Origin of the sequence: Nonomuraea sp. NPDC049709 (genome assembly GCF_040674815.1) — a bacterium.
Taxonomy (GTDB): Bacteria; Actinomycetota; Actinomycetes; order Streptosporangiales; family Streptosporangiaceae; genus Nonomuraea.
The window spans coordinates 73,567-96,623 of record NZ_JBFANM010000046.1 but is presented as its reverse complement, the minus strand read 5'-3'; the positions used below and the strand labels follow the sequence as shown (position 1 = coordinate 96,623).

Here is a 23,057-nt window from a genome sequence, read left to right as displayed (position 1 = left end):
CGATGCCGTTCACGTTCGACCCGCTGGCGCTGCTGTCCGGCGCCGTGGCGGGGGGCGGCCTGTTCCTGCTCGTCCTCTCCCTGTACGGCCTGCGCCCCCGCCCGACCCGGCCCAGGCGCCACCTGGTCAAGATGCTGACCACCCGCGCCGCGGTGGCCGCCGTGGCCGCCACCATGGTCCTGATCATCACCGGCTGGCCGGTCGTGGCGGTCGGCACGGTGCTGCTCGTGTTCGCCTGGCGCGGCCTGGCGGGCGGCGCCGCCGAGGAGCGCGCCGCCATGCACCGCCTGGAAGGGCTGGCCGCCTGGACGGAGTCGCTGCGCGACACGATCGCCGGCGCCGCCGGGCTCGAACAGGCCATCCCGTCGTCGATCAGGGCCGCCGCGCCCACGCTCAGGCCGCACCTGCGGGCCATGATCGACCGGCTGCACACCAGGATGGCGCTGCCGGAGGCGCTCGCCCGCTTCGCCGACGAGCTCGACGACCCCTCGGCCGACCTCGTGGTGGCCGCGCTCATCCTCAACTCCAAGCTGCGCGGCCCCGGCCTGCGCGACGTGCTGGGCGCGCTGGCCGTCTCGGCCCGCGAGGAGCTCGACATGCGCCGCCGCGTCGAGGCCGAGCGCCGCTCCACCAGGCGCAGCGTGCAGATCGTGGTGATCACCGCGCTCGTCTTCGCCGGGATCCTCGTGCTGTTCAACCCCTCCTACGTCGCCGAGTACGAGGGCTTCCTCGGCCAGGCCGTGCTGGTGGTCGTGGCGGGGCTGTTCGGGGCCGGGTTCGCCTGGATGCGGCGGCTGGCCAGGTTCGACAAGCCCACGCGGCTGCTCATGGGAGGAGGCGGCGGCAATGGCTGAGGTCGTGCCGGTCCCGGTGAGAGGACGCGGCGATGGTTGAGGGCGCGCTGGCCGGCGCCGTGCTCGGGCTCGGTCTGTTCGTACTGCTGCGGGCGCTCTTCCCGGCCCGACCCGGGCTGGTGGCGCGGCTGCTCGCGCTCGACGCCGTACGCGAGGACACGGGCGCCCCCCGTATCCAGCTCGTGCTGCCCGACGAGGAGGTCAGCGCGTTCCGCCGCGGTCTCGGCGCCCGGCTGGCCCGCCTGTACGGCGCCCGCGGCTGGGAGGCCAGGTCGGTCAAGGCGGACCTGGCCCTGGTCGGCCGCTCGTTCGAGGCGTTCCTGGCCACCAAGGTGCTGCTGGCGGCCAGCGGGCTGCTCGCCTTCCCGCTGCTCCTCGCCTGGCTGGTGCTCATGGAGTGGGGCACCTCCCTGGCCATCCCGTTCTGGGCCGCCGTGCTCGTGGCCATCGTCTTCTTCTTCCTGCCGGACCTGCAGGTGAAGAAGGACGCGGCGGCCAAGCGGCGCGACTTCCGCCACGTCGTCGGCGCCTTCCTCGACCTGGTCTCCATGAACCTGGCCGGCGGCCGGGGCGTGCCCGAGGCCCTGATGATGGCCGTCTCGGTCAGCGGAGAGCAGCCCAACTGGGCGATGGGCCGCATCCGCGACGCGCTGAGAGGCGCCCGGATCGTCGGCATCACGCCGTGGCAGGCGCTCGGCCAGCTCGGCGAGGAGATCAACGTCGACGAGCTGCGCGACCTGTCCGCCGCGCTCGGCCTGGTGGCGGACGACGGCGCGAAGGTACGCGCCTCGCTCACCGCCAGGGCCGCCACGCTGCGCCGCCGCGAGCTGGCCGAGATCGAGGGCCGGGCGGGCGAGCGTTCCCAGTCGATGCTGGTGGCCCAGCTCCTGCTCTGCGCCGGTTTCGTGATTTTTCTCAGTTTTCCCGCCGCTATGAAGATGTTGGGGGTCTGATGAACCATCCCTGGATCGTTTACCTCACCGCGTACCTGGGCGACCGCGTGCACCGTGCCCGCACGGCACCCACCCGGGGCGCCTCCGCCGTCGAATGGGTGATCATCACCGCCATCATCGCCGGTGTCGCCCTCGGCCTGGCCACCTTGATCAAAACCCTGGTCGAGCAGCAGCAGAGCAACCTCCAGGACACCTTCGGGGGTGGCGGTGGCGGCGACGGCGGTGGTGGCACTCCGTGAGAGTCCGGCCGCGACGGGACGAGCGCGGCGTGACGGTGATCGAGCTGGCCCTGCTCATGCCGGTCATCCTCGCGACCGTGCTGCTCATCGTGCAGGTCGCCCTCTGGTTCCACGCCCGGCAGGTCGCGGAGGCGGCGGCCAGGGAGGGCGCCCGCGTGGCCAGGGCCGCCCCGTTCGACTCGGGCGACTGGGAGGGCGCGGCCGCCGGGAAGGCCACCGAGATCGTCCGTACCATCGGCCCCCGGCTGCTGCGGGAGGCCACCGCCACGACGTCCGAGAAGGAGCCCGACGAGCGTTTCGTCACGGTGACCGGCAGCGCCGTACAGGTCATCCCGCTGCTGCCCGACCTGGCCTTCACGATCACCGCCACCGCGGGCGGCCCCGTCGAGTGCTTCCGCCCCGACAACGGCGGCGAGGACTGCGTATGAACGAGCGGGGCTCGATGGCGGTGGAGACGGTCATGCTGGCCCCTGTCTTCCTGCTGTTCCTCATGTTCCTGGCCGGGGCCGGGGTGCTGGTGGAGTCGCAGGGACGGGTCAACGGGGCGGCGCGCGACGCCGCCCGCGCCGCGTCCGTGCAGCGCTCGCTCGACGAGGCCGAAGCCGCCGCCGAGGCGATCGCCACGGGCGTGCTCAAGGAGCCCTGCCGGTCCTCCTCCGTCTCCCTGGACGGGTCCGAATGGGAGCAGGGCGGCCAGGTCCAGGCCGAGGTGACGTGCGAGCTGGACCTGTCCTTCCTCGGATTCGGCGGCACCAAGCAGCTCACGGGGACGGCCGTGGTGCCGCTGGAGCAGTTCAGGAGGATCGAATGAGGACCGGCGAGCGGGGGTCCATGTCGGTGTTCACCGTGCTGTTCTCCGTGGTCGTGTTCCTGCTGGCCGGGCTGCTGGTGGACGGCGGGTCGGCGATCAACGCCCGGCTGCGCGCCGCCGACGTGGCCGAGCAGGCCGCCCGGGCCGGCGCCGACCAGCTCGACGTCGACCACCTCCGCCAGACGGGGCAGACGCGGCTGCTCGGCGAGGAACAGGTGTGTGCCAGGGCCGACGAGATCGTCGCGGCCCAGGGCGGCGACGACGTGTCGCCCGGCGAGTGCTCGGTCGGCCAGGGCCAGGCGCAGGTGACGGTCACCGTGTCGGTGCGGTGGGAGGCGTTCTTCCTGAGCGCGATCGGTTTCCCCGGGGCCGAGATGACCGGCGAGGCCAGCGCCGTCCCCGAAGCGAGATAGCCGAAGCGAGATAGACCGAATCCCGCTACTCGATGGATGCGGGACACACGAGCCACGACGCTGGACCGGGGAAGGGAGAGGCGATGCCGACGCGAGAGCCCGCGCGTCCACACGGACGTCACGTTCCTGTGCGCGTGCCGGCCAGGCGCAGCGCCGGCGACGTGCTGGCCGGGATCGGGGCGCTGATCGTGCTGGTGGCGCTCGTGGGCGGCGTGCCGTACGCGCTGCTCACCTTCGTCGGGCCGCCACTCGCGCCCGAGCTGCTCGACCTCGACGTGCTGACCAGCAACGTCGGCCCGAGCACGATGATCGCCGTGCTCGTGCTGCTGGTGTGGATCGCCTGGTTCCAGCTCTTCGTGTGCGTGCTGGTCGAGGTGTACGCCGGGGTCCGCCGGGTGGGCATGCCCGCCCGCGTGCCGATGTCCGGCGGCATGCAGTTCCTGGCCAACAAGCTCGTCTCGGCCGCGTTGCTGCTGTTCACGGCCGGGGCGATGGTGGCGCCGATCGCGAGGCTGGCGCCCACGCCGGCCGCCCCGCCGGTGACGGCGGTCGCGTACTCGGCGCCGCTCGTCGAGCAGACGCTGGAGACGCAGAAGACCAAGAAGGTGTACGTGGTGCAGCCGCCGCACGGGCGCCACCACGAGAGCCTGTGGGAGATCGCCGAGAAGTGCCTGGGAGACGGCCGCCGATATCCCGAGATCTACCGGCTCAATCAGGTGAAGGAGCAGCCGGACGGCAGCCGGCTCAGGATGGCCGACCTGATCAGGCCCGGCTGGGTGCTCGACATGCCGGACGACGCCAGGAACGTGCACATCGTCCCCGCCGACCAGCCCCGCCAGCAGACCCTGCGCGAGCACCCGGGCCGGGCACACGTGGACCGCGACTCCAAGGCAGATACCGAGAAGCGGCAGACCCCCGAAAGAGGCGAGGGCAAGCACCGCCAGCCGGACCAGCAGGGCGGCACTCAGGCCGACCGCCAGGAGCGCCAGGAGCGCCAGGACCCGCGCGACCAGGAGACCGTCATCCGTGAGAGCCAGGACGGCGACCTGACCGGCTACCTCGCCGCCGCCTCCCTGGCCGCCGCGGGGCTGCTGCTCGTGCTGGCCAGGCGGCGCCGCGAGCAGCTCTGGCGGCGGATGTTCGGCCGCCGGATCGTCCGCCCCCGCGACGACGCCGCCCAGGCCGAGGTCGCGCTCCGGCTGGGCGGCGACGCGCCCGGCGCCCGCGTGCTGGACGTCGGGCTGCGCGTGCTCGGCGCCGAGCTGGCCGCCCAGCGCCGCACGCCGCCCACCGTGTACGGGGCACATCTGTCCGCGCGCACCCTCGACCTGTGGATCCACCCGCCGGACGCGGACCCGCCGGCCCCCTGGACGGCGGCGGACGGCGGCCAGATCTGGCGGCTGCCCGCCCACGAGGGCCGGCTGCTCCCGGACCGGGGACAGCAGGGCGGGGCACCCTACCCGGGGCTGGTCTCCATCGGCACGGACGCCGGCGGGCGCGTGCTGATCGACCTGGAGGCGGCGCAGGGCCTGATCAACGTGCGCGGCCCGCAGACCACCGCCGCGCTGGCCGCCCTCGCCGTCGAGCTGGCCACGAACCGCTGGTCCGACCGGATGCGCATCACGCTCGTCGGCTTCGGCGAGGAGCTGACCGCGATCGCGCCCGGCCGGATCAGGGCGGTCGGCAGCCTGGCGGAGGTGCTGCCCGAGCTGGAGGCGAGCGCCGCGCCGCGCCGGGAGGTGCTGACCGGCCGCATCACCGGCAGCCCGCGCGGCGCCCACTACCTGCTGTCCTCGGTGGCGCCCACGCACGAGGAGGCCCGCCGCCTGGCGCTGCTGGCCCGCCACGACACCGCCGGATACGTGCTGGCGGGCGAGGTCCCGCACGCCACCTGGACCCTGGAGATCAGCGAGGACGGCAAGGCCAGGCTCGCCGAGCTGGGCTTCGAGGTGGAGGCCCAGCTCCTGCCGCGCCGCCACTACCGCGCGCTGATCGACCTCTTCCGCACGGCCGACCGCCTCGAAGGCGAGGTCATCCCGGAGGCCGAGCCGCTGGGCGGGCTGCACCCGCCCGCCGTGGAGATCAGGATCCTCGGCCCGGTCGAGATCTCCGGCCTGCCCGCCCTGGAGGAGGGGCGGATGGAGCTGGCCACCGAACTGTTGGTCTACCTGTCCACGCACGTGGGCGGCGTCCATCCCGTGGTGCTCGGGGGCGTGTTGTGGCCGCGCGGCGTGCAGGACATGGTCAGGGACGCCACGATCGCCAGGGTCGCCGAGTGGCTCGGGCCCGAGCACCTGCTCACCGACGAGGCCGGCCGGCTGCGGCTGGGGCCCGACGTGCGTACGGACTGGGCGCTGTTCCGCGAGCTCGTCCGCCGCTCGCACGGCGACCCCACGGCCAGGGCCGTCCTGCTGGAGAAGGCGCTCGGCCTCGTACGCGGCCCGCTGCTGGCCGCCCGCCGCCCTGGCCGGTACGCCTGGCTGGCGGCCGATGACCTGGAGTACGACGTCACCGCCGCCGTGGCCGACGCCGCGCACCAGCTCTGCGAGCTCCGGCTCGCGAACGGCCAGCCGGACGCCGCCGTGGCCGCCGTACGCGCGGCGCTGCTGCTGGCGCCCGACGACGAGGGACTCTGGCGCGACCTGCTGCGGGCCACGCACGCCACCGAGGACATCGTGCGCCTGCGTGCCGTCGTCGAGGGGCTGACCCGCCGGGCGGCCTCGCACCCGTACGGGGGCGGGATGGCCCCCGAGACCGAGGCGTTGATCGAGGAACTGCTGCCTACGTGGCGCATCCATGTGGTGAGGGAGTCGTCGGCATGAGACGTGCGGCGATGGTGGCGCTGACCCTGCTCCCCATGACGGGGCTGCTCATGACGGGTTGCGCGCCGCCCGAACGGCCGTACCGGCCGCAGGAGGGCGCCACCACGGCCCCCTCCCCGTCCGGGACCACGAGCGCGTCCCGGAGCGAGACCGGCAGCGAGACCGGGAACGAGCCGGCCCGCACGCCGGGCCCCGAGACGATCTCGATCGGCGGCGGCAAGCTCCGGGTGGACATCGACTGGCCCGCCGGCCGGGACCCGCTCATCGATCTCATGGCGGACTACTACGTGGCCTCCAGGAAGGCGCTCGTCTCGGGAAGCGATCGATACCTGAAAGGTCTGGATCTCGAACTGACCGGCGTCCGCGAAGCGTACGACTGGGTGCACGGCTACACCGAGAAGGAGAAGACGGTGAAAGGCGCGACCCGGCTCTACGACCTGCGGGTAGCCGCGGTGATGGACAAGGGCGCGCAGGTCAACGCATGTGTGGACGAGACAGGCGCGCGCGTGGTCTCCACACGTACCGGCAAGGCGGTCGCGCCCCAGCCCTTGTGGGTGCGCGCTCCGTACCTCCAGGTCCTGCTCGCGCACCGCGGTGACGACGGTGTCTGGCGGATCAGGGGATTTCGCTACGACTTGAAGGGGTGCACCTGATGAAGGGCCTGATATCGATGGTCGTCGCGGGCACGTTGCTGGCCGGCGCCGCACCGGAACCGCCGAGCGGCGCCCCCATCGACGAGGGCAGGACGAAAGGCGTCGAGCTCTTCAACTCCAAGATCGTCATCTCGGGCGACGGCGCGCGGGGCGGCAGGGCCGACGGTTACGTGCTCAAGCGTCCCTGCTGGTACGAGCCCGGCCTGGACGCGAGCGAGATGCTCAAGTCGCAGGAGTCGCTGCGAGCGTACTGGTTCAGGTTCACCCCGAACCCCACCGAGGAGAAGTTCAAGGCGTTCCTCAAGCAGTTCCAGGACAAGATCGGCAAGGATGGGCGCTGGTGGGGGCCGGCGTACAACGCCTCCGATCCCAAGGGCGAGGCCTGCTTCTCCAGCCTCGACCCATTCGTCTTCGTCCCGCCCGGCACCACGCCGCCGTCCGGGATCACGATCCAGGAGCTGGCCGAGATCGCCCGGGCCGCGCTGACCGTGCCCGAGCCGACCGTCAAGCTGAACCCCGACGCCAAGAGCTACGTGAACCTGCCGACCTGGGTCTGGCTCGACGGCATCGGCCAGCCGCGCAGGTCGGTGACCGCGACGATCCCCGGCGTCATGAGCGCGACCGTGGTGGCCACGCTGGAGGAGATCAAGATCGACCCGGGCACGTCCAAGGACCGGGCCGAGGTGCACGAGGAGGGCTGCGGGACGTCGGGCAAGCCGTACGTCAAGGGCGGTGCGTTCGCGTGCGGCGTGCGTTACCTGCGGTCCTCGATCGACCAGCCGCGCGAGACGTACACGCTGACCGTCACGACCGTGTGGCCGGTCGAGGTGGCGGGTGACGTGGTGCCGTTCCAGTTCGCGCCCGTCGAGCTGGAGACCACCCGGGACGTGCCGGTCGGCGAGATCCAGAGCAACGTCAAGCCCAGTTAGGCGATGACCGCGGCGAGCGGGGCCAGCTCCGGCAGCTCCGCCGCCTCGGCCAGCACCTCCTTCAGCACGGCGTCGTGCGTCGGGGCGGCCTGCTCCAGCAGCTCGCGCCCGGCCGGCGTGACCTCGGAGTAGATCCCCCGCCGGTCGTCCTCGCACAGGTAGCGCCGCAGCAGCCCCCGGTTCTCCAGCCGCGTCACCAGCCGTGTGGTCGCGCTCTGGCTGAGCACCACGGCCCCCGCCTGGACCGCCGCCCTCCTGGGGCTGCTGGGGCTGGGGGTCGCGGGAGCGGCCGGCCTCCAGGCCCGCCGCCCGCTCCCCGCCCGACCACCACCAGGGCCGGCACGGCGGGATGCCGCGTCGGCCCCGCGGGTCTGCGGCTCAGTCGAACAGCTCGTCGATGCTGGTGGCGGTGGTGGCCTTGGTGATCCAGGTCTCGAGGGTCTCGTGGTCGGTGCAGGCGAGGATCCGTTCCCGGGCCTCCTGCGGGACGGGCACGCCCCGCGCGTTGAGAACCATGACGATGGCCTTCGCCGCACCCTTCGCCTCACCCTCGACTCTGCCGCGTTCGACCCACTCACGGACGAACGGGAGGTGCATGAGGTCCTCGACGCCTACGGTCATCTTGAGCTCCTTGTACAGCTTTACGGCATCTGACCTGGGCAGCAGACATTCGCAGTTGCCCAGCCGCGCCTCATCGAAGCTCGGCACGCTGATGTCCATCTCGGCCAGTAGGGACGTGACCAGAGAGGGACGGTGGCGCACGAGCTCGATGAGGTACTCGTGTTGCTGCGTCGGCATGCCGAACAAATTACCGAACGCAGTCGAGCCATTACCCGGGGTTGACGATTGCTCCGGATTCGTGGGCGAGGAGCCACTCTTTCACCGGTACGCCGTAGTAATACCCGCCATACCCCCCAGAACTGGGCAGCACCCGATGGCACGGCACGAACGGTGCGATCAGGTTCTGGGCGCAGGCCGACCCCGCCGCCCGCGCCGCCGTCTTGGGAAGCCCCGCCCGCTCGGCCAGCTCCGCGTACGACACCGTCGTACCGGGCTTGACCTCCCGCAACGCCGCGTGGAGCCGCTTGCGGGTAGGGGTGCCGGGCTGCGAGACCGGGATGGCGTCCAGGGCGTCGAGGTCGCCGTCGAGGTAGGCGCGTACGGCCTCCGTGGCGGGCCCGGGGTCGGTCACGACCTCCAGGCCCTCCGACTGCAGGGCCGGGGCGAGCCGGACGAACATCTCCGTGGGATCGGCGGTGAAACCGGCGGCGACCAGCACCCCTTCGCGGGTCAGCAGGGCGAGCGGGCCCACCGGCGTCGGTACGAGCTGGGCAGCGATCATGAGGAGCTCCAGAGGTGCAGGGCGGCGTACGCCCGCCACGGGCGCCACCGCTCGATGTGGTCTTGGGGGATGCCCAGGGCGGCCATGCGCTTGTTGAGCACGAGGTCGCCCGTGGGCCAGGCGTCGGGGTCGCGCAGCGCGCGCAGCGCGATGTAGCTGGCCGTCCACGGCCCGATGCCGGGCACCTCCAGCAGCCCGGCCACCGCCTCCGCCGGGTCCTGCCCGCCGTCCAGGTCGAGCCGGCCCTCGGCCAGGCGGGCGGCCAGGTCCTTGAGCGTGTCGATCCTGCGGTTGGTCAGGCCGAGCCCGGTCAGGTCGGTCTCCGCGAGGTGGGCGGCGGTGGGGAAGAGGCCGCCGGGCGCGGCGGCCCTGGCGACGATGCGGCCGAGCAGCGTACGGGCCCCGGCCACCGAGATCTGCTGGCCCACGACCGCGCGTACGGCCAGCTCGAACCCGTCGAACGTCCCCGGCACCCGCAGCCCGGGCCGCGCCGCGATCAGCGGGCCGAGCGAGGTCTGGCCGAGGACCTCGGAGATGGCCTCCGGGTCGGCGTCGAGGTCGAGGAGGCGGCGGCAGCGGGCCACCACGCGGGCGAGCTGCCGGGTGTCTTCCACCGCCACGTCCAGGGCTATGTGGTCCCGTTGCGGTGTGAGCGTGATCGTCCCGCCCGGTACGGCTCTGGCGTACGACGTTCGGTCCGCCACCTCCAGCCCGGGAATCGCGCGAGAGGCGAGGAACGCGAACACCCCGTCCACGTCGTACGGCTCGCGCCGGTGCAGCCGCAACCGCAGGGTCGCGGGCCCGGCCGTCACCTCGGGGGCCTTGCGCGCCCGCGGCCCCGCCGTGGCGCGCAGCTCGCTGGGCGTGAAGCCGTACGTCTCCCGCATCGTCGCGTTGAACTGCCGCACGCTCCCGAACCCCGCCGCGAACGCCACCTCCGTCACCGGCAGCCCCGTCTCGGTCAGGAGCTGCTTGGCCAGCAGCAGCCGCTTCGTCCGGGCCACCGCCAGCGGCCCGACGCCCAGCTCGGCCACGAACAGCCGGTGCAGGTGGCGCTCGGTGATGTGCAGCCGCGTGGCCAGCCCGGCGACGCCCTGCTCGTCGGCCGCCCCGTCGTCGATGAGCCGCAGCGCCCGCCCGACGAGGTCGCCGCGCACGTCCCAGCCGGGATCCCCGGGCGACAGCTCGGGGCGGCAGCGCTTGCACGGCCGGAACCCGGCCGCCTCGGCCGACGCGGCATGCCGGTAGAAGCGCACGTTGCGGGACGCGGGCGTACGGGCCGGGCAGATCGGACGGCAGTAGATACGGGTCGTCGTCACCGCGGTGTAGAAACGACCGTCGAACCGGGAGTCCCTGGCGGAGACGGCCCGGTAGCAGGAGTCGAAGTCCAGCTCTAGTGGTGACATGCCTCCGACAGTATGCGCTCCCCAAGGGTGACGACTGGCGGAAATCGGACGCCAACGTGACGCCGTACGGACCCCGGTGGAGCCCGTACGGCGGCCGCTACTTCGACGAGACCCCGACCCCCAGGTCGAACTCCCGGTAGACCCGCGCCCAGAACCCGTCACGCAGCCAGACCCGCGCCTCCGGGTAGGGCCGCAGCGAGTGCCCGAGCTCCTTCTCCGCCTCGATCAGCAGCTCGGTGTCGATCACGGTCGGCAGGATCGGCCCCGGCAGCAGGTCGCGGATGTTGTCGCGGCCACGGGTGAGTATCCACTTCTGGGCCACGTGCTCGCCCACGTCCTCCACCCGCGGCCGGCTCGGCCCGAGTTTGGCGACCTGGCCGGGCTTGGCGTGCGGTTTGACGGGCGCGCGCCCGGCGAAGACCTGGGCGGGCGAGGGGGCGGCGGCTGGTGGAGTGACCGGGACGGGCTGGGGTGCGCGGCTGAAAAAGGGCCTTAGGAAATCAGCGGAGATCACTTCGACGGTGTCGGACTCCCACACCAGGCGTTCGGCCTGGTTGGTGCCGTAAGGAGGCTCGACGCCCCAAAGGTGGATGCGGACGCCGTACGCCTGCGCCGCCTCGACCGCCGGGACCATGTCCTCATCGCCCGCCAGCAGGATCGTGTCGGTGACCGCATGATGCCTGGCCAGTGCCTCCAGATCGCTCCGGATCTGCGCGTCCACGCCCTTCTGCTGGCCACGGGCGTTCAGGTTGCCAAGTCGCACCTTGACCCACGGAAGCTGGGCGATCACACGCTGGTCGACGGTCGGCACGCGATCACGGGCTGCGTCATACCAATAGATCCGCAGAAGTTCGCCGGAAATACGTTCCTCTGCATGTTTCTGTAGACTCTGGATGAGCTCATCGGCGGCCACCCGATATTCCTTGCGCTCCTTCGCGCCGAGCAGCACTTCACCTGCCGCAGCGTACAGATAACCGACATCCACTAGGACGGCGTACTTGGCTGCCACAGGATGCGGCATGAGGTCTGGGATGGCCATGTCGTCCTCCAGGCCGCGGTGTTAGTTGATCGGCCGACTATATACGCCTACTTTCTCTAGATAGTCCCAACTCCCGGGGAACTTGACACCCGATTCGCAGGATCTATCTAGGGTAGTGCGCTCATCCGCCATGCCGACTTCCCTGGGGAGACAGGCTTACGCATACCTCTAGCCGGGTTTCGCCATGTTTGCCGTCGGGGGGTGGGAGGGGTCTCCGGTACGGCCGGCGGGCTCTGGCGGATCGCGAGCACGACCACCAACGCGGCGATCTCCTCGGGCGTGGCGTTGCCTCGGACAATACGCAGGTCTGCCGTCATAGCGGGATGTTCCCATGCTTCTTCGGGGGGAGCGTCGCCCGCTTGTTCCGCAGGGCCCGCAGCGCCCGGACGACCTGGGGCCGGGTTTCGGACGGCCGGATCACGGCGTCCACGTAGCCGCGCTCGGCCGCGATGTACGGGTTGGCCAGTGTGTCCTCGTACTCGGTGACGAGCCTGGCCCGCTCGCTCTCCGGATCGTCGGAGGCGGCCAGCTCGCGCCGGTAGAGGATGTTGACCGCGCCCTGCGCGCCCATGACCGCGATCTGAGCCGTGGGCCAGGCCAGGTTGACGTCCGCGCCGAGGTGCTTGGAGCCCATGACGTCGTACGCGCCGCCGTACGCCTTGCGGGTGATCACCGTGATCAGCGGGACGGTCGCCTCGGCGTAGGCGTACAGGAGCTTGGCGCCCCGGCGGATGATTCCGTTCCATTCCTGATCGGTGCCGGGAAGGAAACCCGGCACATCTACAAAAGTCAGGATAGGAATATTAAACGCATCACATGTTCGAATAAATCTGGCGGCCTTCTCGGATGCGTTGATATCCAGACATCCGGCGAAATGCATGGGCTGGTTGGCCACGATCCCCACCGGCTGGCCGTCCAGGCGGCCGTACCCGACCACGATGTTCGGCGCGAACAGCGCGTGGACCTCCAGGAACTCCCCGTCGTCCAGCACGTGCTCGATCACCTGGTGCATGTCGTACGGCTGGTTGGCCGAGTCGGGGATCAGCTCGTCGAGGTCGGGATCCGGCTCCAGGTCCGCGGCGGCCTCGAAGATCGGCGCCTCGTCCAGGTTGTTCGACGGCAGGTACGACAGCAGCGCCTTGACGTAGTCGAGCGCGTCCTCCTCGTCGGCGGCCTGGTAGTGGGCCACGCCCGACTTCGTGTTGTGCGTGTGGGCCCCGCCGAGCTCCTCGAACGTGACCTCCTCGCCGGTCACCGTCTTGATCACGTCGGGTCCGGTGATGAACATCTGCGACGTCTGGTCCACCATCACCACGAAGTCGGTCAGCGCGGGGGAATAGACGTGTCCGCCGGCCGCGGCGCCCATGATGAGCGAGATCTGCGGGATCACCCCGGAGGCGTGCACGTTGCGCTTGAAGATCTCCGCGTACAGGCCGAGCGCGACCACGCCCTCCTGGATGCGCGCGCCGCCGCCCTCGTTGATGCCGATGATCGGGCAGCCGGTCTTGATCGCCAGGTCCAGGACCTTGACGATCTTCTCGCCGTACACCTCGCCGAGCGAGCCGCCGAACACCGTCACGTCCTGCGAGAACACGCACACCTGCCGGCCGTCGACCGTGCCGTGACCGGTGATGACGCCGTCGCCGTACGGCCTGCGCCTCTCCAGCCCGAACATCGTGGACCGGTGCCTGGCGAACTCGTCGAACTCCACGAACGAGCCCTCGTCCAGCAGCGCCAGCACCCGCTCGCGAGCGGTCATCTTGCCCCGGGCACGCTGCTTCTCCACGGCCGCCGCGGAACCGGCGTGCACGGCCTCGTCCAGCCGCCGCTCCAGATCGGCGATTTTTCCGGCGGTGGTGTGGATATCGGGCTTTTCCGGTATCGATTCCGCGGCAGCGCTCATGCGCGCAAGGCTAGTCGCTCCTCCTAGAGTGGATCCATGACGGATGCGGTTCGCACCCATGGCCTGTTCAAGCGATACGGGCAGCAAATCGCCGTCGCGGGGGTAGATCTCGTCGTCCCCGCCGGGAGCTTCGCCGGGCTGGTCGGCCCCAACGGCGCGGGCAAGACGACCACGCTGAGCATGATCACCGGGCTGCTCCGACCCGACGGCGGCGCGGCCGAGGTGGACGGGTTCCACGTCTGGCGCGATCCCGTCGAGGTCAAGGCGCGCATCGGCGTGCTGCCCGAGGGGCTGCGGCTGTTCGAGCGGCTGTCGGGCCGCGAGCTGCTGCTCTACAACGGCCGCCTGCGCGGCATCCCCAAGGCCGACGTCGAGCAGCGCGCGAACGAGCTGCTGTCCGTGATGGACCTGGCCGACGCCGCCGACAAGCTCGTCGTCGACTACTCCACCGGCATGCGCAAGAAGATCGGCCTGGCCGCCGCGCTGCTGCACAACCCGTCGGTGCTCTTCCTCGACGAGCCGTTCGAGGGCGTCGACCCGGTCAGCGCGAACACGCTGACCGAGGTGCTGCGCCGCTTCACCGCCTCCGGCTCGACCGTCATCTTCTCCAGTCACGTGATGGACCTGGTCGAGCGGCTGTGCGACTGGGTGTCGGTGATGAGTGCGGGTCATATCGTGGCGCAGGGCCCGTTAGCGGACGTACGCGGCGGGCGCCCCCTCAACCAGGCGTTCCTCGAACTGGTCGGCGGCAGCCCGGGCGGCGGCGAGCCCGGCCTGAGCTGGCTCGGCGCCAGACCCGAGGGCACCAAGCCCGATGGGACCGGACCCGCCGCACCCACCCGACCCGCCGCACCCGACGGACCCGCCGCACCCGACGCATCTGCCGAACCCGACGGCTCCCAAGCCGAGCAGGGCACCGGACACCGGGCGAACCCGTGAGCACGGTGGCGCTGTTCGCGCAGCTCAAACTGCGGCTGCTGGCCGGCAACCTGCGCGGTGACCTGCAGCGCAAGCTCGGCTTCATCTTCACCCTCGTGGCCGCCGCGGGCCTGGCCGCGCTCGGCTTCTTCCTCATGAGCCTGCTGCGGCTGGCCCCCGCCGACATCGCCGCGTCCCTCGTGACCGTGGCGTTCTCCGCCTTCCTCGTCGGCTGGATGGTCGTGCCGCTGCTCGCGTTCGGCCTGGACGACACGCTCGACCCGGCCAAGCTGTCGCTGTTCCCGCTGCGCACGCGCCGGCTCGCGATCGGCCTGTTCACCGCGTCCGTGACCGGCGTCTGGCCGGCGGCGATGCTGGTCGTCACGTTCGGCGCCCTGGTCGGGCTGGCGTCGAGCGCCGGCGGGTGGCTGCTCGGGGTGCTCGCCGTGCTGGTGCAGTTCGCGCTCTGCGTGGTGACGTCCCGGCTGATCACCACCTCGCTGTCCAGCGCGCTGCGCACCCGGCGCGGCCGTGACGTGCTGGCCGTGGCGGCGCTGCTCGTGGTGCTGCTGGCGCAGCTGCCCAACCTGGTGATGAACTCCGGCTTCGGCGACCCGACGGCCATGCTGCACCAGATGGCCGCCGTGCTGAGGTGGACCCCGCCCGGCATGATGGCCCACGCCGTCGTCGACGGCGGCCTGGTGGGGCTGGCCGAGGTGGTGCTCGGGGCGCTGCTCGTGGTGGTGCTGGCCTGGCTCTGGATCAAGGCGCTGAGCCGGGCGCTGGTCACGCCCGACGTCTCGACCCAGGCGGCCTCCGTACGCAGGGAGAGCGGGCTGATCGACCGCTTCCTGCCGGACGGGCCGCTGGCGGCGGTGGTGACGAAGGAGCTGAAGTACATCAGGCGCGACCCCCGTTACCGCGTGGGCTGGTTCAGCTCGGTCCTGGTGACGGTCGTGCTGTCGTTCTCCCTGACCAGGACGGCCGAGGCCGCCGCCGGCATGCCGGTCACCCTGGCCTGCGCGGGCGCCCTGATGATCGCGTTGCAGTCGATCAACGCCTTCGGCATCGACGGCCGCTCGCTCTGGATGAACGCCGTCACCTTCGGCTCCGAGCGCGGCCTGGCCACCGACCTGGCCGGGCGGCACCTGGCCAATGCCCTGATCGCCGTGCCGCTGATCGCCGTGATCGCCGTCGCGACCGGCCTGCTCGCCGGCCAGCCGGCCGCGATCCTGCCCGGCATGCTGGCCGGCTGGGGCGCGCTCGGGGTCGGGCTCGGCGTCGGCTCCGTGACGAGCGTGGTGCTGCCGTACACCGTGCCCGAGCGCATGAACGCCTTCAGCGGCGCCGCCCCCGGTCAGGGCGGGCTGGCGTTCGCCTCCGCGATGGGGGCCACGGTGGGGATCGCGCTGCTCGCGCTGCCGTTCGTGCTGCCGCTCGTGTTCGGGCTCCTGTGGGTGTGCGTCCTGGCCCCGTTCTACGGCCTGCTGGCGGAGGTGCTCGGCCGCCGGCTGGCCGCCAGGATCGGTTTCGCCCGCACTCCCGAACTGCTCCTGGCGGTGTCAAAGCCCACCTGAGCAGTGGTCTAGTCCAATTGCTGAGACCGGTCTACGGCGTCCCGAGACGACTCGATACCCTTCGAAACATGATTGACCAGGGGCTCGAGCGTCGCAGTGTCGCCGTAACCGAGATGCCGGACGAGCTACGTCACGATGTGCGCCTGCTCGGCAAACTGCTCGGCCAGGTGCTGGCCGAGCAGGGCGGCGAGGACCTGCTGGCCGATGTCGAACGGTTGCGCAAGGCCGTCATCGCGGCGCGCAGGGGCGAGATCTCGGCCGACGTGATCACCGAAATGGTCGCCGGATGGGAGATCGAGCGGGCCGTGGCCGTCGCCCGCGCGTTCACCTGCTACTTCCACCTCGCCAACCTGGCCGAGGAGCATTACCGCATCCGCACGCTGCGCGAGCGGGACGCCGAGGGCAGGGTGCAGCGCGAGTCGCTGGCACAGGCCGTACACGAGCTGGGCCACGAGCGCGTCACCGAGCTGCTGGCGGGCCTGGAGCTGCACCCCGTGCTCACCGCGCACCCCACCGAGGCGCGCAGGCGCGCCGTCGTCACCGCCATCCAGCGGGTCAGCGGTCAGCTCACCGAGTACAACACGCCCGGCCGCGGGGCCTCCGAGCGCGCCGAGAGCAAGCGGCGCATGCTGGAGGAGATCGACCTGCTGTGGCGTACGGCCCAGCTCCGCTCGACCAAGCTCGACCCGCTCGACGAGGTACGCACGGCCATGGCCGCCTTCGACGAGACCCTGTTCCGCACGGTGCCGCAGGTCTACCGCGCGCTGGACGCGGCACTCGACGAGGGCACCGGCACCCGGCCACCGCAGGCCAGGCCCTTCATCCGCTACGGGAGCTGGATCGGCGGCGACCGCGACGGAAACCCGAACGTCACCGCCAAGGTCACCCGCGAGGCCATCCAGATCCAGTCCGAGCACGTGCTGACGGCCCTGGAGACCGCCTGCACCCGCATCGCCCGCACGCTCACCGCCTCGGCGCAGTTCGCGCCCTGCTCGCCCGCGCTGAAGTCGGCGCTGGCGGCGGCCGTGGACGCCCACCCCGATGTGGTGTCGGAGCTGGCCACCCGCTCGCCGCGCGAGCCGCACCGGCAGTGGCTGCTGTTCGTGGCGGGCCGCATCGCCGCCACCCGCCGCCGCGACCTCGACCTGGCCTACCGCTCGCCGTCCGAGCTGCTGGCCGATCTGCGGCTGGCCCAGGAGTCGCTGGCCGTCTCCGCGCCGCGGCAGGCGTACGGCGAGTTGCAGCACCTCATCTGGCAGGTGGAGACGTTCGGCTTCCACCTGGCCGAGCTGGAGGTGCGCCAGCACTCCCAGGTGCACGCGGCGGCCCTGGAGGAGCTGCGGGCCGGCGGCGAGCTGTCGGAGCGCACCGAGGAGGTCCTGGCCACGATCCGGGTGATCGGCTGGATCCAGGAGCGCTTCGGCGTCACGGCCTGCTCCCGCTACGTGGTCTCCTTCACCCGCACCGCCGAGGACATCGCGGCCGTCTACGAGCTGGCCTCGCACGCGCTCGGCGACCGCGCGCCGGTGCTCGACGTGGTGCCGCTGTTCGAGTCGGGCCAGGACCTGGCCAATTCGCCGCGCGTGCTGACCGGCATGCTGGAGATCCCGCAGATCCAGCGGCGCCTGGCGGACACCGGCCGGCGCATGGAGATCATGCTCGGCTACTCCGACTCGGCCAAGGAGCTCGGCCCCGCGGCCGCCACGCTCCGGCTCTACGAGGCCCAGGAGGAGCTGACCGCCTGGGCCGCCGAGCACGACGTGAACCTGCGCATGTTCCACGGCCGCGGCGGCGCCCTCGGGCGCGGCGGCGGCCCGGCCAACCGCGCGGTGCTGGCCCAGGCCCCCGGCTCGGTCGCGGGCCGCTTCAAGGTCACCGAGCAGGGCGAGGTCATCTTCGCCCGCTACGGCCACATCGCCATCGCCCGCCGCCACCTGGAGCAGGTGGCCAACGCCGTGCTGCTGGCCTCCTCGCCCACCGTCGGGGCCCGCACCGCGGCCGCCGCCGAGCGCTTCCGCGGCCTGGCCGAGCAGGTGGCCACGGCCTCGGAGCAGGCGTACCGCGCGCTGACCGAGGCGCCGGGCTTCCCCGAGTGGTTCGGCCTGGTCAGCCCGCTGGAGGAGATCGGCACGCTGCGCCTGGGCTCCCGCCCGGCCCGCCGCGGCCTGGGCGCCCCCCGCTCCCTCGACGACCTGCGCGCGATCCCGTGGGTGTTCGCCTGGGCCCAGACCCGGGTCAACCTCCCCGGCTGGTACGGCCTGGGCACCGGCCTGGCCGCGGTCGGCTCCCTGGACGAGCTGCGGGCGGCGTACGCGGAGTGGCCGCTGTTCAACGTGATGCTGGACAACGCGGAGATGTCGCTGGCCAAGACCGACCGCTCGATCGCCAAGCGCTACCTGGCGCTGGGCGGCCGGGAGGACTTCGCCCGGCAGGTCATGGAGGAGTACGACCGGACCCGCGACCTGGTCCTGCGCGTCACCGGCCACACCAGGCTGCTGGAGAACCGCAAGGTGCTCTCGCGCGCCGTCCAGCTCCGCGACCCGTACGTGGACGCCCTCTCGCACCTCCAGCTCAGGGCCCTGCGCGCGCTCCGCACGGAGAGCCTGTCGGAGCAGGAGCGCGACCGCCTCTCCACCCTCCTGCTCCTGTCGGTCAACGGGGTGGCCGCCGGCCTGCAGAACACCGGCTGAGCCCGCCCCGCGCAAGGGGGACGCCACCCGCGTCCCCCTTGCCCCGGCCCGGTTCAGCGCAGGCTCTCGAAGAAGGCGATGACGTCCGAGGTGAGCGCTTCCGTGGCGGAGTGTGCCGTGTAGTGGCCGTGGGCCGGGGCCGGGAGGGTCTTCCAGGAGACGATGTTCGCGTGGTCGCGCTCGGCGAAGCGGCGGATGGACGCGAAGTCGCCCTCCGCCATGGCCAGCGCCGTCGGCACCGTCGTCGGCCCCTTCGGCTGCTCGGCCCGGGCGTTCTCCCAGTAGAGGCGCAGCGCCGAGCCCGCCGTCCCGGTGAACCAGTGGATGGCTGCGTTCGTCAGCACGAAGTCGTCGTCCAGGTCCTCGTCGAAGAGCTGGGCCAGCCAGCCGACCAGCCCGGCGGGCGAGTCGACGATGGCGTGCGCCAGCGTCTGCGGCTGCTGAGACTGCAGCACGTTGAAGGCGCCCTTCTCCTTCCAGAACCAGTCGAGCACGGCCAGCCCCGCCTGCTCCTCCTCGCTCAGGCCGGCGAACTCGGCCGGGTCGCCCGACGGGAACGAGAACAACTGCGTGACGTGCACTCCCACGACGTGGTCCGGGTCGATCCGGCCGACCTCCGGGGAGATCATCGAGCCGCCGTCGTTGCCGACCGCGCCGTAGCGCTCGTAGCCGAGCCGGGCCATCAGCTCGGCCCACGCCCGGGCGATGCGCAGGTTGTTCCAGCCCAGCTCCCGCGTCGGCCCGGAGAAGCCGTAACCCGGCAGGGAGGGGATGACCAGGTGGAAGTGGCGGGACAGGGGCTCGATGGCGTTGAGGTATTCGGCGATGGAGCCGGGCCAGCCGTGGGTGAGGATCAGGGCGAGCGCGTCGGGGTTGTCGGAGCGTACGTGGACGAAGTGGATGTTCTGCCCGTCGATCTCCGTGGTGAACTGCGGGTACGCGTTGAGCCTGGCCTCCTGCGCCCGCCAGTCGAACCCGTCGCGCCAGTGGGCGATCAGGCGCTTGACCCGGTCGACGCCGACGCCCTGGTCGGCACCGGGGATCTCGTCGGCGAAGCGGGTCAGCGCGAGGCGGGCCTGGAGGTCGTCGAGGTCGGCCTGCGGGATGTCGATGCGGAAGGGGTTCATGGGGGTCCTCCAGAACTGGAACGGATCGCTTTGTTCTGTTCTCAGAATAGCAGAACGGAATGCTTTATTCCACACCTGGTTCAGGCTGAGATGCGTTCCGCGCCCGCGTACACGTTGCAGCGCTCGCCCCGCAGGAAGCCCACCAGCGTCAGGCCGAAGTCCCTGGCCAGCTCCACCGCCAGCGACGACGGCGCCGACACCGCGCACACCACCGGCAGACCCGCCGCCAGCGCCTTCTGCATGATCTCGTAGCTGGTCCGCCCGCTCACCATGAGCACGTGCTCGGACAGCGGCAGCCGCTCGCTCAGCGCCGCCCACCCGACCAGCTTGTCCACCGCGTTGTGCCGGCCCACGTCCTCGCGCAGCGCCACCAGCCTCCCCGCGGCCGTGAACAGCCCCGCGGCGTGCAGCCCGCCCGTCTTGCCGAACACCCCCTGAGCCGCCCGCAGCGCGTCAGGCAGCGTGTACAGGAGCTCAGGGGACAGCTCCAGCAGGCCACGGGGGACGGGCTTGCACCGGTCGCGCAGCGCTTCGAGCCCGGCCGAGCCGCAGACACCGCACGCGCTGGAGGTGAGGAAGTGCCGGTCGAGGGCGGGCAGGTCGGGGACGGGGCCGTGCAGGCGCACAGTCACCGTGTTGTAGCGCGCCTCCGGCGGGAGGTCCACGTCGGTGCAGTACGCGATCGCGGCGATGTCCCCGGCGCCCACCAGCCCCTCGCCCCGCAGGAACCCGGCGGCCAGCTCGAAGTCGTGCCCCGGCGTGCGCATGGTGATGGCCACCGTCCTGCGCGTGCCGTCGGCCGCCGTCAGGCGGATCTCCAGCGGCTCCTCCGTGGCCAGGTCGTCGCGGCGGTCCCTGGCCGTGGAGCCGGACAGCTCCCTGATCCGGATGCGGGTGCTCGGCCCCGGGCGCGCCTTCACAGCGCCCGCGACCGCGAACATGCCCGGCGCGCGGGCTGCGGACGCGTGCTCACTCCTTCATCATCCCCCTGCCAAGATAGAAGGATGCCCGACTCGCGCTACTCCGACCTCGACCGGCCTCCCCTCTCCGAGGCGGCGCTCAACCGTGCCCTGGTCCGCCCCGGCTCGCTGTGGACCGGCGTCAAGGTGGTCGACAGCACCGGCTCCACCAACGCCGACCTGGCGCGGGCCGCCCAGGAGGGGGCGCCGGAGGGGACGGTGCTGGTGGCGGAGGTGCAGGAGGCCGGCCGCGGCCGGCTGGGCCGCGCCTGGTCGGCGCCGCCGCGCTCGGGGCTGACGTTCTCGATCCTGCTCAGGCCGACCGTGCCGCTCGCGGGGCAGGGCTGGCTGTCGCTCCTGTACGGCGTCGCCGCCGCCTCGGCCGTGCGCCGCCTGGCCGAGGTCGACGTGCGCCTCAAGTGGCCCAACGACCTGCTGATCGGCGAGCGCAAGCTGGCCGGGGTGCTGGCCGAGCGGGTGGACGACGCCGTCGTCATCGGCATGGGCCTGAACGTGACGCTCAGGCCGGAGGAGCTCCCGGTCGAGACCGCCACGTCGCTGGCCATCGAGGAGGCGGCCTGCGTCGACCGCGACCCGCTGCTGCGCGCCGTGCTCAGGGAGATCGAGGTCCACTACCGGGAGTGGACGGAGGCCAAGGGCGACGTGGAGGCGTCCGGGCTGCGCTCGGCCTACCTCGCCACCAGCGCCACTGTCGGGCGGCAGGTCAGGGTGGAGCTGCCGGGGCAGCAGTCGCTGACGGGGCAGGCGACCGGCGTGGACCACTTCGGGCACCTGCAGGTGGAGGCGGCCGGTGAGAAATACACCCTGAGCGCCGGCGACGTCGTGCACGTCCGCCCCGCGGACTAGTGGCCGCGTTCCGTCGTCGGCGTGGCAGCCGGGCGGGGATGGTGGCACCATTTGCCCATGACCCTTCCCGACCATCATCTGACGCAGGGTGAGCGGCGCGTCCGGTCCTTCCACCCTCACTGGAAGCGGCTGGTCGTCCCCTTCATCGCGCTTCTTCTCATCGCCGCGGCCTCGGGTGCGGCGCTGTACTTCATCCCGGGTGACTTCGCGTACGTGTCCTACGCCAGGATCGCGGTCGTCGTCATCGGTCTCATCCTGCTGACGATCTGGTCGTTCGTGCCGTACCTGCAGTGGAAGAACACCGGCTACGTGCTCACCACGCACCGCTTCACGATCAGCACCGGCGTGCTCAACAAGTCGACCGACGAGATCCCGATCACCAAGGTCAACACGGTGAGCTCCGACCAGACGTTCGCGGAGCGCCTGCTCGGCTGCGGCACGCTGACGGTGGAGTCGGCCGGCGACCGGGGGGAGATCGTGCTGAAGGACATCCCGAAGATCCAGGACGTCCGCACCGACCTGTTCAGGCTCGTCGAGGACGCGTCGGACGGCGAGCTCGACGGCCGCTGACGTAGCCTCCATCGCGTGAGCGAATCCCGCCCGGGCCGCCCGACCGCCGAGGAGATCGAGCGGTTGCTCGTCGGCCTGCCGCCGCGCTTCACGCGGTCGGAGGTCGCCGCCAAGAGCGGCGTGCCGCAGGAGCTGGCCGAGCGCATCTGGCGCGCGCTCGGCTTCGCGCAGCGGGCCGACGACGCCGTGGCGTTCACCGAGGCCGACGTCGACGCGCTGCGCCGGGTCCGGAGCATGCTCGACAGCGGCCTGCTCGACGAGCAGACGGTCATCCGCATGGCCCGCGCGCTCGGCCAGACCACGGCCAGGCTGGCGCAGTGGCAGGCCGAGATCATGATCGGCACCCTGCTGCCGGACGAGCCCTCCGCGGACGACCTGGCCACGGTGCTCGACACGGCGCAGGGCCTGATGCCCGACTTCGAGCACGTCCTGACCCACGTCTGGCGGGCCCAGCTCGCCGCCGCCGGCACCCGGCTGCTGGCCATCGCCGACGTCAACGACGAGCTGGTGCCGACGCGGGTGCCGATGGCGGTGGGGTTCGCGGATCTGGTGTCGTTCACCAGGCGCAGCCGCGAGCTCGACGAGAAGGAGCTGGCCCGGCTGGTCGAGGGGTTCGAGTCGCGGGCCTCCGACGTGGTGGCCTCCCACGGCGCCCGGCTGGTCAAGACGCTGGGGGACGAGGTGCTGTTCACCGCCCCGACCCGGGAGGGGGCCGCGGCCGTCGCGCTCGATTTGGTCGGGGCCGACGATCTGCGCATCGGCATGGCGTACGGCCCGGTGGTGCCCTCGATGGGCGACGTCTTCGGCACCACCGTCAACCTGGCCGCCCGGCTCACCGCCATCGCCCGCCCCGGCACCATCCTGGTCGACGCGGAGCTGGCCGAAGGGCTGGACGGTTACGAATTGCACAAGATCAGGCGGCGTCCCGCGAGAGGACTCGGCGTGGTCCAGCCGTATGTCTTGCGGAGATCATCCTCCTGACACA

23 protein-coding genes and 1 pseudogene are annotated in these 23,057 nt (G+C 71.8%); 15 read left to right on the top strand and 9 right to left on the bottom strand.

Going from position 1 to position 23,057, the window contains the following annotated elements:
• Positions 1 to 2: 2 nt before the first annotated feature.
• The 9 genes from AB0J69_RS38125 to AB0J69_RS38085 all read left to right on the top strand — a co-directional run bounded on the left by AB0J69_RS38125 (position 3) and on the right by AB0J69_RS38085 (position 7,674).
• Positions 3 to 854, top strand: a complete 852-nt coding sequence (locus AB0J69_RS38125; protein WP_364127894.1) for a type II secretion system F family protein — start codon at positions 3 to 5, stop codon at positions 852 to 854.
• Positions 855 to 886: 32 nt separating this feature from the next.
• Complete coding sequence (locus tag AB0J69_RS38120; RefSeq protein ID WP_364127892.1) at positions 887 to 1,807, top strand: type II secretion system protein; 921 nt, start codon at positions 887 to 889, stop codon at positions 1,805 to 1,807.
• Positions 1,807 to 2,046 (top strand): hypothetical protein, encoded by a 240-nt coding sequence (locus AB0J69_RS38115; protein ID WP_364127889.1) that lies wholly within the window; start codon positions 1,807 to 1,809, stop codon positions 2,044 to 2,046. Before AB0J69_RS38120 ends, AB0J69_RS38115 begins: the two co-directional genes overlap by 1 nt.
• A complete protein-coding gene (locus tag AB0J69_RS38110) occupies positions 2,043 to 2,474 on the top strand; it encodes a TadE family protein (protein ID WP_364127887.1) in 432 nt (143 codons plus the stop codon). The genes AB0J69_RS38115 and AB0J69_RS38110 overlap by 4 nt, the downstream gene beginning before the upstream one ends.
• Positions 2,471 to 2,857: a TadE/TadG family type IV pilus assembly protein gene (locus AB0J69_RS38105; RefSeq protein WP_364127884.1), complete on the top strand. Its 387-nt coding sequence runs from the start codon at positions 2,471 to 2,473 to the stop codon at positions 2,855 to 2,857. Before AB0J69_RS38110 ends, AB0J69_RS38105 begins: the two co-directional genes overlap by 4 nt.
• Positions 2,854 to 3,270, top strand: coding sequence for a flp pilus-assembly TadE/G-like family protein (locus AB0J69_RS38100; protein WP_364127881.1), 417 nt, complete (start codon positions 2,854 to 2,856; stop codon positions 3,268 to 3,270). Before AB0J69_RS38105 ends, AB0J69_RS38100 begins: the two co-directional genes overlap by 4 nt.
• An 83-nt stretch (positions 3,271 to 3,353) precedes the next feature.
• Positions 3,354 to 6,092 (top strand): BTAD domain-containing putative transcriptional regulator, encoded by a 2,739-nt coding sequence (locus tag AB0J69_RS38095; protein WP_364127879.1) that lies wholly within the window; start codon positions 3,354 to 3,356, stop codon positions 6,090 to 6,092.
• On the top strand, positions 6,089 to 6,745 hold the full coding sequence (locus AB0J69_RS38090) for a hypothetical protein (protein WP_364127876.1): 657 nt from the start codon (positions 6,089 to 6,091) through the stop codon (positions 6,743 to 6,745). Before AB0J69_RS38095 ends, AB0J69_RS38090 begins: the two co-directional genes overlap by 4 nt.
• On the top strand, positions 6,745 to 7,674 hold the full coding sequence (locus AB0J69_RS38085; protein ID WP_364127873.1) for a hypothetical protein: 930 nt from the start codon (positions 6,745 to 6,747) through the stop codon (positions 7,672 to 7,674). The genes AB0J69_RS38090 and AB0J69_RS38085 overlap by 1 nt, the downstream gene beginning before the upstream one ends.
• Here AB0J69_RS38085 and AB0J69_RS38080 read toward each other — a convergent pair.
• From AB0J69_RS38080 to AB0J69_RS38050, 7 genes and pseudogenes are all read right to left on the bottom strand, one after another.
• Positions 7,671 to 7,913 (bottom strand): annotated as a pseudogene (locus AB0J69_RS38080) (MarR family transcriptional regulator); the annotation flags it as partial. The gene AB0J69_RS38085 and the pseudogene AB0J69_RS38080 overlap by 4 nt on opposite strands.
• 139 nt (positions 7,914 to 8,052) lie before the next feature.
• Positions 8,053 to 8,472 (bottom strand): hypothetical protein, encoded by a 420-nt coding sequence (locus AB0J69_RS38075; protein ID WP_364127870.1) that lies wholly within the window; start codon positions 8,470 to 8,472, stop codon positions 8,053 to 8,055.
• A 31-nt stretch (positions 8,473 to 8,503) separates the two neighbouring features.
• Positions 8,504 to 9,016 (bottom strand): methylated-DNA--[protein]-cysteine S-methyltransferase, encoded by a 513-nt coding sequence (locus AB0J69_RS38070; protein WP_364127868.1) that lies wholly within the window; start codon positions 9,014 to 9,016, stop codon positions 8,504 to 8,506.
• On the bottom strand, positions 9,013 to 10,422 hold the full coding sequence (locus tag AB0J69_RS38065) for an AlkA N-terminal domain-containing protein (protein ID WP_364127865.1): 1,410 nt from the start codon (positions 10,420 to 10,422) through the stop codon (positions 9,013 to 9,015). The genes AB0J69_RS38070 and AB0J69_RS38065 overlap by 4 nt, the downstream gene beginning before the upstream one ends.
• A 97-nt stretch (positions 10,423 to 10,519) precedes the next feature.
• A complete protein-coding gene (locus tag AB0J69_RS38060; protein WP_125632505.1) occupies positions 10,520 to 11,461 on the bottom strand; it encodes an NYN domain-containing protein in 942 nt (313 codons plus the stop codon).
• A gap of 107 nt (positions 11,462 to 11,568) precedes the next feature.
• Positions 11,569 to 11,778 carry an acyl-CoA carboxylase subunit epsilon gene (locus AB0J69_RS38055; RefSeq protein WP_364127862.1) on the bottom strand — a complete coding sequence of 70 codons (210 nt, stop codon included), beginning with the start codon at positions 11,776 to 11,778 and terminating at the stop codon, positions 11,569 to 11,571.
• Positions 11,775 to 13,364 carry an acyl-CoA carboxylase subunit beta gene (locus AB0J69_RS38050; RefSeq protein WP_364127860.1) on the bottom strand — a complete coding sequence of 530 codons (1,590 nt, stop codon included), beginning with the start codon at positions 13,362 to 13,364 and terminating at the stop codon, positions 11,775 to 11,777. Before AB0J69_RS38050 ends, AB0J69_RS38055 begins: the two co-directional genes overlap by 4 nt.
• A 36-nt stretch (positions 13,365 to 13,400) precedes the next feature.
• On the opposite strand from AB0J69_RS38050, the gene AB0J69_RS38045 reads away from it, so the two are divergent.
• The 3 genes from AB0J69_RS38045 (at position 13,401) to AB0J69_RS38035 (ending at position 18,549) form a co-directional block, all read left to right on the top strand.
• Complete coding sequence (locus tag AB0J69_RS38045) at positions 13,401 to 14,303, top strand: ABC transporter ATP-binding protein (protein WP_364127857.1); 903 nt, start codon at positions 13,401 to 13,403, stop codon at positions 14,301 to 14,303.
• The gene (locus AB0J69_RS38040) at positions 14,300 to 15,859 is read left to right on the top strand and encodes a hypothetical protein (protein ID WP_364127854.1); all 1,560 of its coding nucleotides are present in this window, start codon (positions 14,300 to 14,302) and stop codon (positions 15,857 to 15,859) included. Before AB0J69_RS38045 ends, AB0J69_RS38040 begins: the two co-directional genes overlap by 4 nt.
• 68 nt (positions 15,860 to 15,927) lie before the next feature.
• The gene (locus tag AB0J69_RS38035) at positions 15,928 to 18,549 is read left to right on the top strand and encodes a phosphoenolpyruvate carboxylase (RefSeq protein WP_364127852.1); all 2,622 of its coding nucleotides are present in this window, start codon (positions 15,928 to 15,930) and stop codon (positions 18,547 to 18,549) included.
• A gap of 53 nt (positions 18,550 to 18,602) precedes the next feature.
• On the opposite strand, the gene AB0J69_RS38030 is transcribed toward AB0J69_RS38035, so the two are convergent.
• Both AB0J69_RS38030 and fdhD read right to left on the bottom strand, forming a co-directional pair.
• Entirely contained in the window at positions 18,603 to 19,676 is a 1,074-nt protein-coding gene (locus tag AB0J69_RS38030) for an epoxide hydrolase family protein (RefSeq protein WP_364127849.1), read from the bottom strand.
• Positions 19,677 to 19,756: 80 nt separating this feature from the next.
• The gene (fdhD, locus tag AB0J69_RS38025) at positions 19,757 to 20,596 is read right to left on the bottom strand and encodes a formate dehydrogenase accessory sulfurtransferase FdhD (RefSeq protein WP_364127847.1); all 840 of its coding nucleotides are present in this window, start codon (positions 20,594 to 20,596) and stop codon (positions 19,757 to 19,759) included.
• Between the two features lie 84 nt (positions 20,597 to 20,680).
• On the opposite strand from fdhD, the gene AB0J69_RS38020 reads away from it, so the two are divergent.
• Genes AB0J69_RS38020 through AB0J69_RS38010 form a run of 3 tightly spaced genes read left to right on the top strand, consistent with a single transcriptional unit; the run spans position 20,681 to position 23,053 of the window.
• Complete coding sequence (locus tag AB0J69_RS38020; protein ID WP_364127844.1) at positions 20,681 to 21,502, top strand: biotin--[acetyl-CoA-carboxylase] ligase; 822 nt, start codon at positions 20,681 to 20,683, stop codon at positions 21,500 to 21,502.
• A gap of 57 nt (positions 21,503 to 21,559) precedes the next feature.
• On the top strand, positions 21,560 to 22,072 hold the full coding sequence (locus tag AB0J69_RS38015; protein ID WP_364127841.1) for a PH domain-containing protein: 513 nt from the start codon (positions 21,560 to 21,562) through the stop codon (positions 22,070 to 22,072).
• Positions 22,073 to 22,087: 15 nt separating this feature from the next.
• Complete coding sequence (locus tag AB0J69_RS38010) at positions 22,088 to 23,053, top strand: adenylate cyclase regulatory domain-containing protein (RefSeq protein WP_364127838.1); 966 nt, start codon at positions 22,088 to 22,090, stop codon at positions 23,051 to 23,053.
• Positions 23,054 to 23,057 lie beyond the last annotated feature (4 nt).

What these genes read in the sequence shown, in the direction of transcription:
- AB0J69_RS38125 (WP_364127894.1), top strand. Translation starts at nt 3, where the DNA reads ATGCCGTTCACGTTCGACCCGCTGGCGCTGCTGTCCGGCGCCGTGGCG.
- AB0J69_RS38120 (WP_364127892.1), top strand. Translation starts at nt 887, where the DNA reads ATGGTTGAGGGCGCGCTGGCCGGCGCCGTGCTCGGGCTCGGTCTGTTC.
- AB0J69_RS38115 (WP_364127889.1), top strand. Translation starts at nt 1,807, where the DNA reads ATGAACCATCCCTGGATCGTTTACCTCACCGCGTACCTGGGCGACCGC.
- AB0J69_RS38105 (WP_364127884.1), top strand. Translation starts at nt 2,471, where the DNA reads ATGAACGAGCGGGGCTCGATGGCGGTGGAGACGGTCATGCTGGCCCCT.
- AB0J69_RS38100 (WP_364127881.1), top strand. Translation starts at nt 2,854, where the DNA reads ATGAGGACCGGCGAGCGGGGGTCCATGTCGGTGTTCACCGTGCTGTTC.
- AB0J69_RS38095 (WP_364127879.1), top strand. Translation starts at nt 3,354, where the DNA reads ATGCCGACGCGAGAGCCCGCGCGTCCACACGGACGTCACGTTCCTGTG.
- AB0J69_RS38090 (WP_364127876.1), top strand. Translation starts at nt 6,089, where the DNA reads ATGAGACGTGCGGCGATGGTGGCGCTGACCCTGCTCCCCATGACGGGG.
- AB0J69_RS38085 (WP_364127873.1), top strand. Translation starts at nt 6,745, where the DNA reads ATGAAGGGCCTGATATCGATGGTCGTCGCGGGCACGTTGCTGGCCGGC.
- AB0J69_RS38075 (WP_364127870.1), bottom strand. Translation starts at nt 8,472, where the DNA reads ATGCCGACGCAGCAACACGAGTACCTCATCGAGCTCGTGCGCCACCGT.
- AB0J69_RS38070 (WP_364127868.1), bottom strand. Translation starts at nt 9,016, where the DNA reads ATGATCGCTGCCCAGCTCGTACCGACGCCGGTGGGCCCGCTCGCCCTG.
- AB0J69_RS38065 (WP_364127865.1), bottom strand. Translation starts at nt 10,422, where the DNA reads ATGTCACCACTAGAGCTGGACTTCGACTCCTGCTACCGGGCCGTCTCC.
- AB0J69_RS38060 (WP_125632505.1), bottom strand. Translation starts at nt 11,461, where the DNA reads ATGGCCATCCCAGACCTCATGCCGCATCCTGTGGCAGCCAAGTACGCC.
- AB0J69_RS38055 (WP_364127862.1), bottom strand. Translation starts at nt 11,778, where the DNA reads ATGACGGCAGACCTGCGTATTGTCCGAGGCAACGCCACGCCCGAGGAG.
- AB0J69_RS38050 (WP_364127860.1), bottom strand. Translation starts at nt 13,364, where the DNA reads ATGAGCGCTGCCGCGGAATCGATACCGGAAAAGCCCGATATCCACACC.
- AB0J69_RS38045 (WP_364127857.1), top strand. Translation starts at nt 13,401, where the DNA reads ATGACGGATGCGGTTCGCACCCATGGCCTGTTCAAGCGATACGGGCAG.
- AB0J69_RS38035 (WP_364127852.1), top strand. Translation starts at nt 15,928, where the DNA reads ATGATTGACCAGGGGCTCGAGCGTCGCAGTGTCGCCGTAACCGAGATG.
- AB0J69_RS38030 (WP_364127849.1), bottom strand. Translation starts at nt 19,676, where the DNA reads ATGAACCCCTTCCGCATCGACATCCCGCAGGCCGACCTCGACGACCTC.
- AB0J69_RS38020 (WP_364127844.1), top strand. Translation starts at nt 20,681, where the DNA reads ATGCCCGACTCGCGCTACTCCGACCTCGACCGGCCTCCCCTCTCCGAG.
- AB0J69_RS38015 (WP_364127841.1), top strand. Translation starts at nt 21,560, where the DNA reads ATGACCCTTCCCGACCATCATCTGACGCAGGGTGAGCGGCGCGTCCGG.